This is a genomic window from Bacillus infantis, from assembly GCF_008180445.1.
GTDB lineage: Bacteria > Bacillota > Bacilli > Bacillales > Cytobacillaceae > Bacillus_AB > Bacillus_AB infantis_B.
Window position 1 is genome coordinate 66061 of record NZ_VTER01000002.1, and the last position, 18795, is coordinate 84855.

An 18795-nucleotide genomic window follows, 5' to 3' on the forward strand; every position below is an offset into this window, starting at 1 on the left:
TTGTACGTGCGGTAAAAGCTGAAAATCCTTTATAACGTATAATGTGTGCTCTTCCCTGTGCATGAAAACCGCTCCCGGAAGGGATACTTGGGCTATAGCGGCATCCTTTTTCAATAGGTGGTTTTCTGCTGCCATATTGAGGTAAAGGCTAATGGCAGGGCATCTGCCAAATGCTTGCCGCTGCAAGGTCAGAAAGGGGAATTTTTCTGTGCATCATTTTGACGAGGTATTTATACAAATCTTATTCTTGCTTGCTATTTCTGTAACAGTCATCGCTATTGCCAAACTGGCAAAACAGCCTTATTCTATCGCACTTGTACTGGTGGGGCTGATTCTGGGGCTTACCCATATACCGCTTCTTGAAGAAGCAGAGCAATTCATAACACAATCGCATATTTTTCAGGCCATCATCATTTCTTTATTTCTTCCCATCCTGCTGGGCGATGCTTCCATAAAAATGCCGTTTTCCCATGTAAAGCAGGTGAGGAGGCCGATTTTGGCGCTTGCCTTTGGGGGAACCTTTCTGTCATTCATTATTATAGGCCTGGGCTCCTATTATCTGCTGGATCTTCCGCTGGTTTTATCCTTTACGTTTGCTTCCCTGATGAGCGCAACAGACCCGATCAGTGTTATATCAATATTCAAAACATTGGGCGTGCCCAAAAAACTGGTCACGATTATAGAAGGGGAGTCTCTCCTCAATGATGGTGTGGCCGTGGTATTGTTCCAGATATCCTCCATCTACCTGCTTACGTACATAGAAATGGGCTGGGCCGGGATTGCAAGCGGCGTTTGGCTGTTCATCAAATTCAGTATAGGCGGAGCCCTGCTTGGGACCTTGCTGGGCTATATTTTCTCACAGATCATCCGCATTTATGATGACTACCCGCTCGAAATTGCGTTTTCGATCCTGCTGTTCTTCGGCAGCTATTTTATCGCAGAGCATCTGGAGGTATCAGGTGTTATCGCTGTAGTGGTCGGAGGGGTCATTTTCGGGAATTATGGCGCAAGGATCGGCATGTCCGAGACAACGAAGACTAATATCAGCTCTTTCTGGGATGTGATCACCCTGATCGCGAATTCTCTGATTTTCCTGATGATCGGCCTGGAAATCAAAAATATCAGCTTTATCAATAACTGGTGGACGATTGTCCTCGCCATTGTCATTGTACTGGCAGGCCGAACAATTGCCCTGTACAGCAGCCTTGCTTTTGTGAAGGACTTCTCCGGAAAATATAAAATCCTGCTGAACTGGGGAGGGCTGAAGGGAAGCCTGTCGATTGCCCTTGCATTGAGCCTTCCGCCTTCTTTTGCAGGCAGGGATACAGTCCTGCTCCTTGCTTTCAGTGTGGTTCTGTTCTCTCTGATCGTCCAGGGGCTCACGATTAAGCCGATTATTCAGAAGCTCGGGATAAAGGCTGTCCCTGATGATGATAAACATTGACCTGAAATCCATTCAGCATGCTGGATGGATTTTTTGGCTGGTGAAGGAATACCGATGGATCTTTAAAAAGGTCTGGAAGTTATGCGATTTATCTTTCTTTTATAAGGAAAGGAAATTAAAATTGCCTCTGCCATCCTTCATGCTTTACACTGTAAAAAGTGCATGGGGGAATATACATCCAGGCAGGGCAAAATTCCGGGAAAAACAAAGGCGGGATTGCTCCAGCTTTGTCTGACCGGGACCTCAGCCAAGTGATTTGTGCATGGAGGGAGAGCCAATGGAGGAGTTCAAGAACGATACATATGAAATCATGGAGGTCTGCCTTCTTGCCGGAAAAATCATGCTCCAAAGCGGTGCTGAAACATACCGGGTCGAGGATACGATGATGCGGATTGCTGCTTCCTTCGGGGTTGACCAGTCACACAGCTATGTCACGCCGACAGGCATCATTTTTTCCATAGAAGGCAATGAACCGACCAAAACGAAGCTAATCAGGATTTCCGAACGGGGAACTGATCTTGATAAAGTCACCATCGTCAACAGCATCTCGCGCAATATCAGCAGCGGGGAGCTGACAGTGAAGGAAGCCCTGCAGTCATTGCGGGAAGTGGAGGCTGCCCCAATGGCGTATTCGCTGCTGCTTCAGATACTGGCGGCTGCCATTTCCAGCGGCTGTTTCCTGATCATGTTCAAGGGCAGCTGGGAAGACTTTTTGCCAGCGGTAGTATGCGGCGGGCTTGGTTTCATTTCTTTTATCTATTTTCATAAATGGGTGCCGATCAAGTTCTTTGCTGAGTTTGTGGCGGCATTTGTTATTGGCCTTTCATCTTATGCTTTTGTTTTTTCAGGTGCAGGCAATGAGCTTGATAAAATTATCATCGGATCGGTAATGCCGCTTGTGCCAGGCCTTTTGATTACAAATGCTGTAAGAGATCTTATTGCAGGGCATCTGGTTTCCGGATTGTCTAAAGGCGCGGAAGCATTTCTGACTGCCTTTGCCATCGGATCAGGCATCGCGGTCGTATTATCTTTCATTTCATTTTAAGGAGGCATTGCATGGAAACGATTGAACAGCTTGCAACAAGCTTTATAGCATCGGCGGCATTCGGGATTCTATTCAATGCCCCGAAAAAGTCATTGATCAAATGCGGCACGGTCGGCATGATTGGCTGGCTTGTCTACTTCTGGATGGAATCATCAGGTATGGATGCGGTTGGTGCCACCATTAGCGCCGCTTTTTTCGTGGCATTCACAAGCCAGTTTTTTGCAAGGGCCTATAAGACGCCAATCATCATTTTCAGCGTAGCCGGAATCATTCCGCTTGTTCCAGGCGGGCTTGCGTATGATGCAATGAGGAATTTTGTTGAGAACGACTACAACACAGCCATCAGCCTTGCTGCCCGGGCCTTCATGATTTCCGGGGCGATCGCCATTGGGCTTGTATTCTCAGAGGTCATCAACCAGATTATCAAGAATGCGAGAAGGGTCCAGAGCTGAAGGATTTCCAGCAGATAAAACAAGGGAAGGCATGTATCCGCATGCCTTTTTGCATACAGTAAGAAGAATTAGAGGATAAATAATTTCAAAATTCCGTAAAAAGTCGTATGATAGTGTATATATTTAGTTAAACGAAAGATTAAGATTCTGAACTTTTTCCTCGAAAGGCGGGTAAAGGAAAAGCAATTCAGCAGGAATCAGACTTGGAGGAATATTTATGGGAAAGGTGTTTGGATTTTTAAAAATATACAAGGTTGCCGTCATTGTTGCTCTTTCATTGATGCTGACAGAGCTTGCGGTTGAGCTGCTTCAGCCGCTTTTGATGGCCAAGATCATTGATGAAGGAATCATGAAGAAGGATATGGATGAGGTCCTGATTTGGGGAGGGGTCATGGTTGGCATCTCGCTGATTGCGTTTGCTGCAGGCATTATCAATTCTTTCTATGCTGCGCATGTCAGCCAGAGCTTCGGCTTTGATATCAGGAAGAGTGTGTTCAGGAAAGTGCAGTCCTTCTCGTTTGCCAACTTTGCCATGTTTCCGGGTTCTTCACTTATTACGAGGATGACCAATGATGTCACATTGCTGCAGAATATCGTCTTCATGAGCCTGCGCATCATGATGCGTGCCCCGCTCCTGGTCATTGGAGGCCTGATCATGGCGTTTGTTGTCAATGTGAAGCTCGCTTTGATTCTGAGTGCGGTTGTCCCATTTTTATTTATTTTCCTCATTTTTATCATGAATAAAGGCGGGGCCTTGTTTAAAAAAGTTCAGGAAAAGCTGGATGATGTCAATAATGTCATGCAGGAAAATCTGGCCGGCATCAGGCTCATCAAAGCGTTTCTGCGCAGGAATCATGAAAGCGAAAGGTTCACAGAGGTAACAGGGGATCTGAAGGATCAGACTGTTTTTGCTCTGCGGCTGATGGAAGTGACGATGCCGGTGCTTCTTCTGATTATGAATATAAGCATCATCGGCGTCCTCTGGTTTGGAAGCATCCAGGTGGATGATGGAAGCGCCAAAGTCGGGGAAGTAGTTGCTGTCATCAACTATGCCACAAGAATTACGGGTGCCCTTTCAATGCTTTCTTTTATCATCATGGCCTTTTCAAGGGCGAAAGCCTCGGCCGGCAGGATTGCCGATGTCCTGAATACAGAAGTGGATCTGAAGGATTCTGATCAGGCCCTGGCCGGATTTGAAATAGAGGGAGGGGAAATCGAGTTCGATTCTGTGAGCTTCCGCTATCCTGGCACAGACACAGTGGTGCTTGACGGTGTATCCTTCAAAATAAAGGCCGGCGAGACAGCAGCCATCCTCGGTGCCACAGGGGCCGGAAAGTCATCATTATTCCAGCTGATTCCCCGGCTGTATGACGTGACAGGCGGAACCGTCCGGATTGACGGCCAGGATATCGGCCGGGTCAAACTGGATGATTTGCGCAAGCAGATCGGTTTTGTCCCCCAGGAGGCCCTGCTCTTTACAGGAAGCGTCCAGGAAAATATCCGCTGGGGAAAAGAAGATGCGACCCTAGCAGAGGTGGAGGAAGCGGCGAAGAAGGCCCAGATCCATTCTTCCATTGAAAGGCTCTCCGCTAAATATGACACGAAGATCGGGCAAAAGGGCGTCAACCTTTCAGGAGGCCAGAAGCAGCGCCTCTCCATCGCCAGGGCCCTTGTCCGCAAGCCGAAGATCCTGCTGCTGGATGACAGCACAAGTGCCCTGGATTTAAAAACAGAGGCAAAGCTGCTTCAGGCATTGCGGACTTATACCGCGACAACGCTGATCATTACACAGAAAATCAGTACGGCGATCGAATCGGATCATATTCTGCTGCTTGAAGACGGCAGGCTGATTGCCGAGGGAGACCACGAAACACTTCTGAGGGAATCGGAGCTGTATCAAAAGATCTTCAGGTCGCAGTTCGGAGAGGAGGCGCTGGAGCATGTTCAGGGAGCTGACTGAACCATTCCGCTACAAAAAGATTGCTGTCCTGGAGAAAGAGAATCTCAAAAAGACAGCCGATGATGCAAAGAAACCAAAAGTAAAATCGAAGAACTGGGCAGGGACTCTCCGCAGGATCTGGAACTATCTCGCCGAGGAAAAAGCGCTCCTCTTCCTCGTCCTGCTGATGGTCATCCTCAGCAGTGTACTGGGGCTGCTGGGTCCGTTCCTCCTTGGGAGGGGGATTGACCAGTATATCGTAGAAAGAAGCAACAGCGGCTTTGCTGCCCTGCTTGCCGGGCTTGCTGTTATATATATTGTCTATTCTGCGTCCCTTTGGTTCCAGAACTATTGGATGATCGGGATTGCCCAGAACACAGTCTTTAAAATGAGGACCCAGCTTTTCCGCCACCTTCACAAACTGCCGATTCCGTTCTTTGATAAAAGGCAGCATGGAGAGCTGATGAGCCGGGTGACAAATGATATCGAAAATGTCAGCTCCACGCTGAACAGCTCGGTCATACAGGTTTTTTCCAGTGTGCTCACCCTTGTCGGGACCGTAGGGGTCATGCTGTGGCTGAGTCCGCTGCTTACTCTGATCACCATGATCATTGTTCCGGTCATGTTTTATGGGATGAAGTGGATCACCAATCGGACGGGCCGGCTTTTCAAGGAGCAGCAGCGGAACTTGGGCGAACTGAATGGATTTGTCCAGGAGACGATTTCCGGCCAGCGGATCGTCAAGACTTTTTCCCAGGAAGACAGAGTGATTGAAGAATTCATCGGCAAAGGTGAAAAGCTTCGGGCAGCGGGCTTCTGGGCCCAGACTTATTCAGGCTTCATCCCCAAGCTGATGAACATGCTGAATAATATGAGCTTTGCCATCATCGCAGGAGTCGGCGGCATATTTGTCCTCAGAGGGATGATATCGATCGGCGTCATCGTCATTTTTGCGGAGTATGCCCGCCAGTTCACCCGCCCCCTGAATGACCTGGCCAACCAGTTCAATACGCTCCTGTCGGCTATCGCCGGTGCTGAACGGGTGTTTGAGATCATGGACCAGAAAGAAGAATTCGAGGATGAAGAGGATGCAGAAGAAATCAGCTTCATCAAGGGGGAAGTCGTGTTCAGGGATGTCTCTTTTTCTTATGAAAAGGGAGAAAATACAGTAACAGGCATCAATTTCAAGGCAAACACCGGGCAGACGGTGGCCCTTGTCGGCCCGACCGGCGCCGGGAAGTCTACGATCATCAACCTGATCTCCCGGTTCTATAATTATGACAGCGGAAGCATCACGATTGATGGCCGTGAGCTGAAAAAAATCAAGCGGGAAAGCCTAAGGAAGCATATGGCATTCGTCCTCCAGGATTCACTCCTTTTCGAGGGGACGGTCAGGGAAAATATCCGCTACGGAAAGCTGGATGCCACAGACGGTGAAGTAGAAAGAGCAGCAAAAATGGCTAATGCACACTCGTTCATCATGAAGCTGCCGCAGCAGTATGATACCGTCCTGAAAGGGGACGCCAGCGGAATCAGCCAGGGACAGCGCCAGCTTTTATCCATTGCCAGGGCTTTTCTCGCCGATCCTTCCATATTGATTCTTGACGAAGCAACAAGCAGCATCGATACAATTACAGAAATGAAAATCCAGGAAGCCCTCCAGACCTTGATGGAAGGAAGAACAAGCTTTGTGGTGGCCCACAGGCTGAACACCATCCAGCAGGCCGACCAGATCCTTGTCCTTGATGAGGGCAGCATCATCGAGAAAGGCTCCCATGAAGAACTTCTTGAACAGGAAGGATTCTACCATGGGCTTTACCACAGCCAGCTGAAGGAAGAGGCCATATAGGAAAAAAGGTGCACGGCCGTTTGGGCTGTGCGCCTTTTCTATGTGTCACGGCAGGCGCATGGCCAGGGTCGAGTTCCTTCATTAATGTCTGTGGGATGCGGGATAAAAAAAGCATTGTACTCTAGTACCATTTCACATATAATTCTTAATAGGAAAAAGATTCAGAATTAATAATAATAAGGGGGAATTTGTTTGGAAGGTTTTGTTAGCCAATTAAACGGAATACTTTGGAGCACGCCTGTCATTTATATTTGTTTGGCAGTGGGGCTGCTGTTTTCCGTCTTAACCCGTTTCCTGCAGATCAGGCACATTAAAGACATGGTGCTGCTCATGTTCAAAGGCAAAAGTTCCGATGCGGGCGTATCTTCTTTCCAGGCCTTATCTATTGCTCTTTCCGGCCGCGTGGGAACTGGTAACATCGCTGGTACCGCTACAGCCATTGCTATGGGCGGACCCGGTGCTGTCTTCTGGATGTGGGCCATTGCATTCATTGGTGCAGGAAGCGCCTTCGTGGAGTCGACGCTTGCACAGATCTACAAAGTAAAACAGGATGGCTTATACCGCGGGGGTCCTGCTTATTATATTGAAAAAGGCATCGGAATCAAGTGGTTCGCCGCTTTGTTCGCAGTTGCTGCCCTGCTGGCCATGTCAGTGCTAATGCCGGGAATCCAGTCAAATTCCATTGCTTTGGGCATGGAAAATGCATTTGGCGTTAACGTATATATCACTGGCTTTGTCATTATCGGCCTTCTTGCCTTAATCATCTTCGGAGGGATCAAAAGGATTGCAACGGTTGCCCAATATGCCGTTCCATTCATGGCAGTAGGATATATGCTGGTTGCTCTGGTCATCATCGGCATGAATATCGGCGAGCTTCCAGGCGTATTCTCCCTTATTTTCAGCAGTGCGTTTGCCGCAGATTCCATGTTTGGCGGAATTGTCGGCAGTGCGATTGCCTGGGGGGTTAAACGGGGAATCTATTCCAACGAAGCCGGCCAGGGAACAGGGCCGCATGCAGCCGCAGCTGCCGAGGTATCACATCCGGCAAAGCAGGGGCTTGTACAGGCATTCTCTGTTTATATCGATACGCTTTTCGTATGTTCTGCAACAGCCTTTATGATTCTCTTCACAGGAATGTTCAACACAGTCGGTGAGGATGGCAAAACGATGATTTTTAACGGACTTCCGGGAGCAGAAGCAGGCCCGGCATTCACCCAGGCTGCAGTCGATTCTGCACTCCCTGGATTCGGGGCAGGATTTGTCGCGATATCTCTATTCTTCTTTGCCTTTACGACCATCATGGCTTACTACTATATTGCCGAAACGAATATGACCTATCTCATGCGCAATAAGGACGGCAGATTCATGATCTTCCTTCTGAAGATCGTATTGCTGGGATCCACTCTTTACGGGGCAGTCAATACAGCCGAACTTGCCTGGGCGCTTGGAGATGTCGGGCTCGGCCTGATGGTATGGCTCAACCTGATTGCCATCCTGATCCTGGCCAAACCGGCACTCATTGCCCTGAAGGACTATGAAGCCCAGAAGAAGCAGGGACTTGATCCGGTCTTCAACTCCAAGAAGCTCGGCATCAAAAATGCAGAGTACTGGGAAGAGGAATATGTGCAGCAGGATGAAAAAGTTTCATAAAATGAGTGAGTGATGCACTTGATGGTGAGCAGTCCCATCTTGGTGGAGAAACATTTAAAATAGCACATTAAAGAACAGGCCAAATTGCATATGATTTGGTCTGTTGTTTTTTCTTGTATATTGATGTTTTTGAATAGTAACACTTGAATCCACATACGGAATTACAGCTTCATAGTGAAAATTGCTATTGGCAATGTGCTCATTACGGTTTCGGAAAAACAAGGATATGGAATTTTCAAGAAGTAGAAGAAGTTATGCTTTTAGGAGGATGATTATAGTTGGAATGCATAAAGGATATTGGAGGAATTGAATTTTTTGTTAAGGACAATGGAAACGGTTCAATAATACTCTTTGAATCAGGGTACGGGAATGATTCAAATGTTTGGAATTCAATATATGAACAAGTAAGTTTATTTTCACGTGCAATAGCTTACGACAGAGCGGGATTGGGTAAGAGTTCACAGACAAAATCAAGAAGAACTATTGATAATCAAGCAAGAGAACTTACAGAATTGATAGCAAGTATGTCATTAAAAGAACCAATTTATATAGTGGCTCACTCATTTGGGTCTCATATTGCAAGATTATTTGCTTATCTTCATCCGAGCATGGTGAAAGGTTTAATACTAATAGACCCCTCCCACGAAGAACAAGAAGATAAAATGAAAGATTTCTTGCCAGATAGAGAGATAATGGAAACTTGGTATGAAATAGAGGGTTCTTACGATGATTGTTTACTTAGTGATGAAATAATGAAAAAAGTAAGGTTTGAAGGAGATAATTACTCTTTTCCTATATACATATTTACTGCGGGTATTCAGCCAATAAAAGAAGTATTTCCAATATGGAAACAACTTCATGAAGATATTCTTACTACTACTAATGGAGGTAAATATCATCAAGTGATTGAAGACTCACCACATTACATACATTTAGAACAGCCTGAAATTATTATAAATGTTATTAAGGATATTGTTCAAAACAAAGTACTTCTTAAACTATAATGAGCACTAATTCAAAAAGATTAGGGGGAGGTTAATTGAATAAGATTGAGCAAAAATGATATAGAATTAGACTTATTTTCGTTCTTAAAACAGGTTTATAATAATCAAAGTGAACTTACAATAAGTTTTGGGTTTTTAGAAGAGCACTATTCATATTTAAGGATGGTGCTCTTTAATTTTGTATAACGAACATAATGAAGATAGATTAAATTTAATTTCCTGGAAATCATTAATTTTATTTTTAAAAACTAAGGAAACGTTGATATATCAGCAATGACAAGATTCTTGTCACTAGAAAATTAAGATGTGAAAAAGCTTATCTAGTCATTTAAAGGAAACTAACATATTCTTTCTTTAGAAAGGGGACAAATTATGGATTTATCTTTAAAAATCAAAAAGCTAAGAGCAGAAAATAATTTAACACAAGAACAATTAGCTGAAAAATTGCAAGTATCAAGATCGACTATATCAAGTTGGGAAACTGGGAGAAGTTACCCTGATTTAGAAATGGTTATCGGAATTTGCGACAGTTTTAATGTTTCTTTAGATTTCCTACTAAGAGAGGATGAAAAAATGGTGAAGAAATTAAATTTTGGAATCAAGCAAAAAAGACTGTTGATAGGGTTAGTGGTTATTTTTACAGTATTGTTAATTAATACAGTAGTAAGCTCTGCATCGTTTCAAGCTAATCCAAAGAGTTTGGAGATAAGTAACGTAAGTGTGATTCGGGATTTAAGTTACAACGGAGAAAATCCAGACAGAGATTGGAACACAACAATTAATTTAGATTTGAAATCAAAAAATGTGTTCTTTAAACCTGTATCGGAGGATTTATTAGTATTCAATGATAATGGGAATTTAGCATTACAAACAAATTGGTCGTTTAGCCTTTTTAACATTTTTGATACACAGAGAACTGTTCAAGCTGATCAGTCTGTTTTAATTAATGAAAATGTATCAAATGATGATATCACTTTGAAAATTCACGGATACAAAAAATTAATACCATTTCATATATCTGATATTAATACCTAAAGCATTCTTCCTCTGAAATGATACTGGAATAAAATGTTTTTCTCCATATTCAACTATAGGGTGCCTTGATCCAGGAAGGATTGGAGCACCTTTTTATTGAATTCCTTATTAAACAAACGGAGCGTTAGTTGAATAAGCAATCACAAAAGTAATGAGCATTTTACTTTAAGATAAGATTATATGGGGGGTTATATGCGAAAAATTTATCTAGATAGAACAGCATTCTCTGGAGCCTTAGGTGTTAATTTAGAAGATACTGAGATTATATCAGCAGGTACATCCATTTATTCAATGGGTGTTCATGATAGAAATGAGGAGTATCAAAGATACGCTAAAGATTATGCTATTCAATTTATCTTTGACGATGATATTCCGCATTTAGAGTTTTTTACGGTTCCACATGTAGATATTATGGCAAAAGATAGTAAAGGAGGATTTATCGGAACTGTTTATCAGCAGTGTGATTCGGAAAATGACGCACCCATTTGTTATATCAATAGGGATTTAGAGTGCTTTATAATTTCTGAAAACGTAGAAGATTTTCTGAGTAATATAGGAACATGGCAAGACAACATGAAACCCTATGATAAAATTACCGTTTATCGTTCGAAAGCAGAAGCAGAAACTGAACTAGAATTTATCGATTTGTCTAATATTCTTCCATTATTATAATTTCTTCTTGAACTAATAGGTGTTTATGTTATAGATCAGCTGCCAAACCAGGCAGCTTTTCTTATAAAACAAACGGGGCAGGTTTGTCGAATTAGAAAAAATGGTTTTTTTTAATTAATATGGAAAAATTTCTTAAAGTTGAAACTTTACTTCGAAATAAGGTGTCTAATAAAAAGTAATGCAAAAAAATTGAGATGATGCAGATTAGTATTATTACATGACAAAAATAAAAATAAATGGGGGTATAGTTATGTGGTTAATATTAGGGGTTATTGCAATAGTGTTAACTGTTATAAATCTTTCTTTGTATGCAGCAGGAAAGGATTATAAGCTTGCTATGGCGATGGCATTATCATTTACAGCATTAACAATTTGTGCAGATTACAGTTATTTAACTAGGTGGGTAAAAGCGGAAGATTGGGCGGCTTTATCGGATGTAATACCTGGTATGGCAAGGGCATTTTGGATTTTGACAATTGTTTCTATCTTGCTGAATTTAGCACCTATATTTTTAGAACAAAAACGTAAAAAATAATGACTTGTTGTGTAAGTCTTTATGTATAACTGACGGTTGCTTATCTGCCAGATTATCTGCCAGATTATCTGCCAGATCAGGCAGCTTTTATATATGACCATAGGGCAGTTTAGCTTTATAAGGAGTGCCATCAGTATAATCTTGTTATAAATATATATGTAAGGAGCTTAGCAATGGAACAGTGGGATTTATATGATAAGCATCGTAATAAAATTGAGAAAAGAATAACCCGTGGAGATGAAATGACATCAGACGAGTTTCATTTAGTAGTACACGTATGTATATTTAATTCAAAAGGAGAAATGCTTATTCAGCAGCGGCAGCCCTTTAAGCAAGGATGGTCAAACCTTTGGGATCTCACCTGTGGTGGTAGTGCAATTGCAGGCGATACAAGTCAGCAGGCTGCTTCAAGAGAGTTATTCGAGGAGTTGGGGATTCATTATAACTTTGAAAAGGTTCGACCACAATTTACTATTAACTTTGAACGCGGCTTTGATGATTATTATTTTATTGAATATGACTTTGATTTGAATGATTTGACGTTACAGACTGAAGAGGTGCAAGCAGCCAAATGGGCTTCTAAAGAGGAAATCCTTAAGCTAATCGAACTAAAACAATTTATACCTTATTATGAGAGTATCATTGCATTTCTTTTTGAGAGTCGACATCATTATGGCTCTATTCGTCTTTAAATGAAACGTGAAGAAAAGCTGGACACGTACTAAAAGCCACTAACACTTTAAAATTAGTGTTAGTGGCTTTCCTTAGATAAAAGTAAAATTTTTCCTTGTGTAGGTACAGGGGCAGTAGTGATTATAAGGGAATTGGCTTTTTGTTAAATGAAGTTGGTTAAAGGGGAGGATATGTTGAAAAAGTTATTAGTAGTGTTATCCAGAGGGGAAATATGAAATTACTCTATCTCCAGCAGTAGATAGATATGACTTAGGACTTCAAAGGATGGAATTCGCCATTGAGTAGCGTTTGGGTGCTTTAGCTGAATTAATATCTAAAATAAGAACGCTTGGAACTTCAAAAGTCCAAGCGTTTTTCTATGCTTTTTATCGATATTTATAGTGCTGAACAAGCTTAGTGTTTATTTGACCTGCTATTTTAGCTTATCTAAACAGTATCGGAACTACTAACCTTCATGGACTCCCTTTTCTAGTCTATAGCCGTAATTGAAGCTTCCGGTTGGCCGCGCAGGCTCTTCCTTTGCCGCTGTGCCTGAAGGCGGGTAAACAGATAGCAGCCAAGGATGACGATCATGCCTCCGAGAAACTGGATTGCTTCAAGCTTTTCTCCCAGCAGCAGAAAAGCCAGGATAGCAGTGAATACAGGGTTGAAATTCAGAAAAACCCCTGCGGTGACAGCCCCGATTTTCTGGACCCCTTTATTCCAGAGCACCATGCATACAACGGTTGAAATGAGCCCGGTATAAAGCATGGATCCTGCAAAGGACAGATCAGGATTTTTGATATGGAGATCTGAATAGCTGAATGGAAGCAGGATGGCCAGTCCGAAAACGCCAGAATAAAAGGTCGACATGATCGGAGTAGTATATTTGCCGGCCCATTTGCTGAGGACGGAATAGATTCCCCAAATGCACACCGCTGCCATCATCCATAAATCTCCTTTATTAAATGTCAAAGACAGCAGCATCTCCAGATGGCCTTTGGTAAGGACAAGCAGGACACCGAAGAGTGAAAACATCATGGTCAGAATCTGCGGCAGGTTAATTCTGTCTTTTAAAAAGAGTGCTGAAAAAACGGCGATTGAAATAGCGTTAAGCGTTGAAATCAGCCCGACATTTGTGGCCGTGGTTTCTTCCAGTGCCCAAAATTGAAAGATATTGAACAGCACTACACCTGTGATGCCCATTAGAACCAGCGGGACAAGTGATTTTGCAGGAGGCAGGAGCTTTTTTTCCTTCCGCAGCACGATAGGCAACAGGCAGATCACAGCAATGATCCATCTAAATGCAGTCAAGGCCACTGGGGAAGCATGCTCCACAAGCGACTTGCCCACAACGAAATTCCCGCCCCACAGCAGGGAGGTAAGAAGCATCAGGCATACATATAAAGCTGGCATAAAAGCAGCTCCTTCGAATAGTTGGTAGATTTATTTTAACATTTCAGCTTTGAATTTTAATGATTATTTTGTACAATGTGATAAATAAGAAATTTAATTAAGATTAATAATGATTTTAGTGAATTATAATAAATTGAGAATGGACTTAAACGGAGTTTGCGGAATAATCGTAAGGAGGCTGTAAGATGGAATCGATTGTGAACAAGGTGCTGGATGACGTGGACTTGAAAATCCTGGATTTGCTCCAGAAGGATAGCCAAATGAGCAATGCCGAGCTTGCCAGGCGGGTCAGCCTGTCAGCACCAGCCATTCACGGAAGGGTGAAGCGGCTCGAACATGAAGGTTATATCGAGAAGCAGGTGGCAATTCTGAATCAGGAAAAACTGGGCTTTGATCTGCTCTGCTTTATTTTCATCAGCACTAACATCCATCAGGCGGAAAAGCTGGAGGCACTGGAGGGGACGCTGGTGGATATGGCGGAGGTACTGGAATGCCACTGCCTGACAGGAGAATATGATTATATCTTAAAAGTGGCCATCAAAGACCGGAAAGGGCTGGAACGGTTCATCAGGAAGCTGAATCAGCTCGGTATCACGAAGATACAGACAAGCCTATCCTTGAGGGAAGTCAAATATTCAACGGTACTGCCGATTCTGCCTGGAGGGGAAACATCAGTCTGATTCAAATTGCGGGTTCTGCAGGCTGAATGTCTATGCTAAAATGTAAGAGAACAATTGAATAATAGAATTATCACTAGGGGAGCCTGCAAGAGGCTGAGATCAAGCATTTGAGACCCTTTGAACCTGATCTAGTTCATACTAGCGTAGGGAAGTGTGCCGAACGGTTATAAAAAGTACATACTTTTTTAGCCATAGATCATTAATCAGCCACTTTCCTGCGCAATTGGGAGTGGTTTTTTTGCGTCGTTTACAAGGTTGGCCGAGCAGGGATAAACTGCAGCTCCACGCTATTTCTGCAGGACAGCCGGCGGAGGAGTTTATCAGGATAGCTTCAAGCATCTCTCGGAATGTGGACTATATTCATATCAGGGAGCATCACCGGACAGCGGCTGACATCTACGAGATGGGGAGAATTCTGCTGGAAAAGGGAGTCCCGGGGGAGCAGATCATCATTAATAACAGAGTGGATGCAGCGGCGGCATTGGGGGTGAAGGGGGTCCAGCTCGGCTATCACAGTCTTCCGGTACGGGAAGTGCGGAGAACATTCCCTGGCCTGCTCATCGGAAAATCTGTCCACTCCATTGAAGAAGCTGTTCAGGCAGAAGAGGATGGTGCAGATTATGTCATATATGGCCACTGTTTTCCGACCAGTTCCAAGCCAGGTATGGAGCCAAGGGGCCTCTCCAGCCTTGAGGAAATGACAGGAAGGCTTTCTATTCCGGTGATAGCACTCGGGGGAATTTCTCCTGACAATATGGAACAGGTGATAAGGGCCGGAGCTTCAGGTGCTGCTGTACTCTCGGGAATTTTTAAAGCCGTCAGTCCGGAGGAAGCAGCTGGCGCATATAGGGTTGCACTAAACCGGGGAGGAGGCATATATGAAGAAAGTTTATGATGTGATCATTGCCGGGGGCGGCATTATAGGGTGCTCTATCGCCTATCAGCAGGCAAGGCTTGGCAAGCAGGTGCTCATTCTGGAAAAAAGGGAGCTGTGTTCTGAAGCTTCTTCTGCCGCAGCCGGAATGCTCGGCGCCCAGGCAGAAATAGATGAGAATCTATCGATGCTGAAGCTTGCCCTGAAAAGCAGGGCCATGTTCCCTGACATGATTCGGGAGCTTGAGGATCTTACAGGAATCAGCATCGGCCTTGTTAATGAAGGGATGATAAAAATTGCTTGGGATGATGTAGAGGCAGAGGTCCTTAAAAAGCAGGTCAGATTCCATAAAGAGTGGGACGGACAGGTAAGGTGGATGGACCAGGCAGAAATCTGCGAAAGGGAGCCCCATCTCTCCCGGGGGCTCGCAGGGGGTATGCTGATTCCGAATGACGGCCAGCTGATCGCACCGAACCTGGCGCGTGCATTTGCGGTGGGGGCAATGGCCCGAGGTGCAGTTGTGCTGGAAGGGACGGAGATCGAAGACTTCATATTTGATAAAGAATCCGTCGAGGGTGTGATGACCAGCAAAGGAAGTTTTTATGGAGAAACCGTGATTGCTGCCGCAGGTGCCTGGACGGGGAAGCTGCTGAAAAAGGCAGATCTTGAGCTTCCTATTTTTCCTGTAAAAGGGGAATGCCTCTCGGTCATTCCTGAAGGGCCTTTGATACGGTCGACGATCTTTTCCGATTCTGGCGGGTATCTTGTGCCCAAGAAGGATGGCCGCCTGATCATAGGTGCAACAAGCTATGAAAATGATTTCAATCCTTCCGTTTCGTTTGGCGGAGTCAGGATGCTGGCCGAACGGGCCTATAAGCTGCTGCCCCAGCTCGCATCGGCACGGTGGGAAAAGGCTTGGGCAGGGATTCGGCCGCAGACAGGGGACGGCCTTCCCTATATCGGCCGGCACCCCGCCTATAAAGGCCTGTTCATCGCTGCCGGGCATTACCGGAACGGCATCCTGCTCAGCCCCATCACAGGAAAGATGGTTTCTGATTCTATTGAAGGAATCGCAGCCGCAGAAGATAAGGAGCTTTACAGAGATTTTGAGATTGAGAGAGTATTGAAAAAAGTGCAGGAGGGGTGGATTCATTGAAGCTTCATGTGAATAGCAGTGATATCCTGGTGCCTGGCACCGTCAAGTCGGTAGGGGATTTACTGGAACATTTGAAACTGAATCAAAAGGCGGCGATTGTAGAACTGAACGCCGCTATTTTGGAAAAAAGCCAGCATGCTGAAACAGAGCTTGCAGAAGGTGATCGCATAGAAATCGTACATTTTGTAGGAGGCGGATGAAATGCTGAAAATCGGAACATATGAATTTAACTCAAGGCTATTGCTCGGGACAGGGAAGTATCCGGATTATGAAACGCAGAAAATGGCGGTCAAAGCATCACATACAGAGGTGCTGACTTTTTCAGTACGCCGCATGGATATTTTTGACCCGGAACAGCCGAATCTGCTGGAGGAGCTGGATGTGGAAAACTACAGGCTGCTCCCCAATACGGCGGGTGCAAAGACAGCAGAGGAAGCAGTCCGTACGGCAAAACTGGCCAGGGCTTCAGGCCTTTGCGACATGATCAAAGTCGAGGTGATCGGCGATATGAAAACACTGCTGCCGGATCCGATTGAAACCTTGAAGGCGTCCGAGGAGCTCTTAAAGGAAGGCTTCATTGTCCTTCCGTATATTTCAGATGATGTGATGCTGGCGAAAAGGCTGCAGGAAATGGGCGTGCATGCCATCATGCCGGGGGCATCGCCAATCGGCTCAGGCCAGGGAATCATCAATCCCCTCAATCTCAGCTTTATCATCGAACAAGCGGAAGTCCCTGTCATAGTCGATGCCGGGATCGGCTCCCCTGCAGACGCGGCCCTGGCGATGGAGCTCGGAGCGGACGGCGTCCTGCTGAACACGGCTGTTTCGGCCGCCAAGGATCCGGTCAAGATGGCCGAAGCAATGAAGCTTGCCGTGGAGGCGGGGCGGCTTGGCTATGAAGCCGGACGCATGCCAAAGAAAAGGTATGCTTCTGCAAGCAGTCCGATGGAAGGATTGAGCACCGTTTGAACGGCAGATATTCCAGGCAGGAGCTGTTTGCCCCGATCGGCGAAGAGGGGCAAGAGAAATTAAGCAGCAAACATGTTCTGATCATCGGCGCCGGGGCGCTCGGGAGCGGCAATGCCGAAGTGCTTGTGAGGGCTGGAGTTGGTAAAATCACGATCATCGACCGCGATTATGTAGAGTGGAGCAATCTGCAGAGGCAGCAGCTTTATACAGAAGAAGATGCGGCGGGGAGGGTCCCGAAGGCAATAGCTGCAGGCCGCCGTCTTCAAGCTGTCAATTCATCGGTTCAGGTTGAGAGTATCGTAGGTGATGCAGGGCCTGTGGAGCTGGAGCAGCTTGCTGAAGGCGTAGATCTGATCATGGACAGCACCGATAATTTTGACACGAGGATGGTCATCAATGACATTGCGGCCAAGCACGCAGTCCCCTGGATCTACGGAGCCTGTGTAGGAAGCTATGGCATCAGCACAGCCTTCCTGCCCGGAGAAACACCCTGCCTCAGCTGCCTGCTCGAGCAGGTGCCGATCGGCGGGGCAACCTGTGATACAGCGGGGATCATTGCTCCCGCAGTCGGGATGACCGTCGCCTATCAGACGGCTGAAGCTCTGAAAATATTGGTTGGAGATTTTAAGTCGGTGAGGCGGAAGCTAGTTACCTTTGATTTATGGGAAAACCAGTTTTCTTCGGTGTCTACTAGCGCTTTGATAAAAGAAGACTGCCCTTCATGCGGGGTGAATGCTGCGTATCCTTATCTTGCTTACGAAAACAGGATGAAGACAGCAGTTTTGTGCGGGAGGAATACCGTTCAAATCCGGCCGGGAGCTGGAGTCGTGCTTAGCCTCGATGCTGCAGCAGAGCAGCTTCGGCTTGCAGGCGGGATCGTAGAAAGAAACCCATTCCTGCTTTCTTTTGAAAAAGACGGGCAGCGGCTTGTTCTTTTCAAAGACGGACGGGCGCTGGTTCACGGAACGAAGGATATCCAGGAGGCGAAGCGGGTTTATCATCGGTATTTGGGGTAGTTTGGTGTGCTGAATGGTGGATTTAATGGTTTTTGGCTGCTTTTTCTAAGAGAATGGGGTTAGCTGAGGGAACTCAGGTGGGGATATTTGCGAGTTCTGGATTTTATTTGCGGGAATTTGAATATATTTGCGAGTTTTGGAGTTTATTTGCGACTTTTAAATTATATTTGCGAGTTTCAGGATATATTTGCGACTCTTCCAAATCGCGGATTTATGCGGCAAACCGGTTATTAGCAACTTTTGGATTTTATTAGCAACTTTTTGAGTTTATTAGCAAGTTTTCAATTTTACTAGCAACTTTCGCAATATACTAGCAACTTTCCCATTTTATTAGCAACTCGCCCCTCAAACAGCAAATCAAAAGGAGCCCTGCCGTCGCAGAGCTCC

Annotated in this window: 18 protein-coding genes and 1 riboswitch; of the genes, 17 read left to right on the forward strand and 1 reads right to left on the reverse strand. The window is 45.2% G+C overall.

Translation table 11 applies throughout. The features are described from left to right. Nucleotides 1-208: 208 nt before the first annotated feature. The 11 genes from FZD51_RS02740 to FZD51_RS02790 all read left to right on the forward strand — a co-directional run bounded on the left by FZD51_RS02740 (nt 209) and on the right by FZD51_RS02790 (nt 12317). Nucleotides 209-1444, forward strand: a complete 1236-nt coding sequence (locus tag FZD51_RS02740) for a cation:proton antiporter (RefSeq protein WP_148973373.1) — start codon at nt 209-211, stop codon at nt 1442-1444. Between the two features lie 277 nt (nt 1445-1721). Next, complete coding sequence (locus tag FZD51_RS02745) at nt 1722-2489, forward strand: threonine/serine exporter family protein (RefSeq protein ID WP_148973374.1); 768 nt, start codon at nt 1722-1724, stop codon at nt 2487-2489. Nucleotides 2490-2500: 11 nt separating this feature from the next. Further along, the gene (locus tag FZD51_RS02750) at nt 2501-2941 is read left to right on the forward strand and encodes a threonine/serine exporter family protein (protein ID WP_148973375.1); all 441 of its coding nucleotides are present in this window, start codon (nt 2501-2503) and stop codon (nt 2939-2941) included. A gap of 217 nt (nt 2942-3158) precedes the next feature. After that, nucleotides 3159-4901 carry an ABC transporter ATP-binding protein gene (locus tag FZD51_RS02755; protein WP_148973376.1) on the forward strand — a complete coding sequence of 581 codons (1743 nt, stop codon included), beginning with the start codon at nt 3159-3161 and terminating at the stop codon, nt 4899-4901. After that, complete coding sequence (locus FZD51_RS02760; protein ID WP_148973377.1) at nt 4882-6729, forward strand: ABC transporter ATP-binding protein; 1848 nt, start codon at nt 4882-4884, stop codon at nt 6727-6729. Before FZD51_RS02755 ends, FZD51_RS02760 begins: the two co-directional genes overlap by 20 nt. Nucleotides 6730-6921: 192 nt before the next feature. Further along, complete coding sequence (locus tag FZD51_RS02765; RefSeq protein ID WP_148973378.1) at nt 6922-8379, forward strand: alanine/glycine:cation symporter family protein; 1458 nt, start codon at nt 6922-6924, stop codon at nt 8377-8379. Nucleotides 8380-8657: 278 nt separating this feature from the next. Then, the gene (locus tag FZD51_RS02770) at nt 8658-9383 is read left to right on the forward strand and encodes an alpha/beta fold hydrolase (protein WP_148973379.1); all 726 of its coding nucleotides are present in this window, start codon (nt 8658-8660) and stop codon (nt 9381-9383) included. 372 nt (nt 9384-9755) lie between these two features. Continuing rightward, nucleotides 9756-10418, forward strand: coding sequence for a helix-turn-helix transcriptional regulator (locus FZD51_RS02775; RefSeq protein WP_148973380.1), 663 nt, complete (start codon nt 9756-9758; stop codon nt 10416-10418). A 192-nt stretch (nt 10419-10610) separates the two neighbouring features. After that, complete coding sequence (locus FZD51_RS02780; protein ID WP_148973381.1) at nt 10611-11090, forward strand: hypothetical protein; 480 nt, start codon at nt 10611-10613, stop codon at nt 11088-11090. A 250-nt stretch (nt 11091-11340) separates the two neighbouring features. Next, a complete protein-coding gene (locus tag FZD51_RS02785) occupies nt 11341-11625 on the forward strand; it encodes a hypothetical protein (RefSeq protein ID WP_148973382.1) in 285 nt (94 codons plus the stop codon). A gap of 173 nt (nt 11626-11798) precedes the next feature. Next, nucleotides 11799-12317, forward strand: a complete 519-nt coding sequence (locus FZD51_RS02790) for an NUDIX hydrolase (protein ID WP_148973383.1) — start codon at nt 11799-11801, stop codon at nt 12315-12317. 469 nt (nt 12318-12786) lie between these two features. On the opposite strand, the gene FZD51_RS02795 is transcribed toward FZD51_RS02790, so the two are convergent. Further along, nucleotides 12787-13713, reverse strand: a complete 927-nt coding sequence (locus tag FZD51_RS02795; protein ID WP_148973384.1) for a DMT family transporter — start codon at nt 13711-13713, stop codon at nt 12787-12789. Between the two features lie 185 nt (nt 13714-13898). Here FZD51_RS02795 and FZD51_RS02800 point away from each other — a divergent pair, with 185 nt between their 5' ends. The 6 genes from FZD51_RS02800 (at nt 13899) to FZD51_RS02825 (ending at nt 18408) form a co-directional block, all read left to right on the forward strand. Beyond that, nucleotides 13899-14393 (forward strand): Lrp/AsnC family transcriptional regulator, encoded by a 495-nt coding sequence (locus FZD51_RS02800; RefSeq protein ID WP_148973385.1) that lies wholly within the window; start codon nt 13899-13901, stop codon nt 14391-14393. Nucleotides 14394-14458: 65 nt separating this feature from the next. Continuing rightward, nucleotides 14459-14560, forward strand: a riboswitch (TPP riboswitch). A 62-nt stretch (nt 14561-14622) separates the two neighbouring features. After that, nucleotides 14623-15288, forward strand: a complete 666-nt coding sequence (tenI, locus tag FZD51_RS02805) for a thiazole tautomerase TenI (protein ID WP_148973386.1) — start codon at nt 14623-14625, stop codon at nt 15286-15288. Further along, nucleotides 15272-16423 carry a glycine oxidase ThiO gene (gene thiO / locus FZD51_RS02810; RefSeq protein ID WP_148973387.1) on the forward strand — a complete coding sequence of 384 codons (1152 nt, stop codon included), beginning with the start codon at nt 15272-15274 and terminating at the stop codon, nt 16421-16423. Before tenI ends, thiO begins: the two co-directional genes overlap by 17 nt. Next, nucleotides 16420-16623, forward strand: coding sequence for a sulfur carrier protein ThiS (thiS, locus tag FZD51_RS02815; RefSeq protein ID WP_009792264.1), 204 nt, complete (start codon nt 16420-16422; stop codon nt 16621-16623). The genes thiO and thiS overlap by 4 nt, the downstream gene beginning before the upstream one ends. Before the next feature lies 1 nt (nt 16624). Next, nucleotides 16625-17392 carry a thiazole synthase gene (locus FZD51_RS02820; protein ID WP_101551819.1) on the forward strand — a complete coding sequence of 256 codons (768 nt, stop codon included), beginning with the start codon at nt 16625-16627 and terminating at the stop codon, nt 17390-17392. Then, a complete protein-coding gene (locus FZD51_RS02825; protein WP_148973388.1) occupies nt 17389-18408 on the forward strand; it encodes a thiazole biosynthesis adenylyltransferase ThiF in 1020 nt (339 codons plus the stop codon). Before FZD51_RS02820 ends, FZD51_RS02825 begins: the two co-directional genes overlap by 4 nt. The last annotated feature ends 387 nt before the right edge of the window (nt 18409-18795 follow it).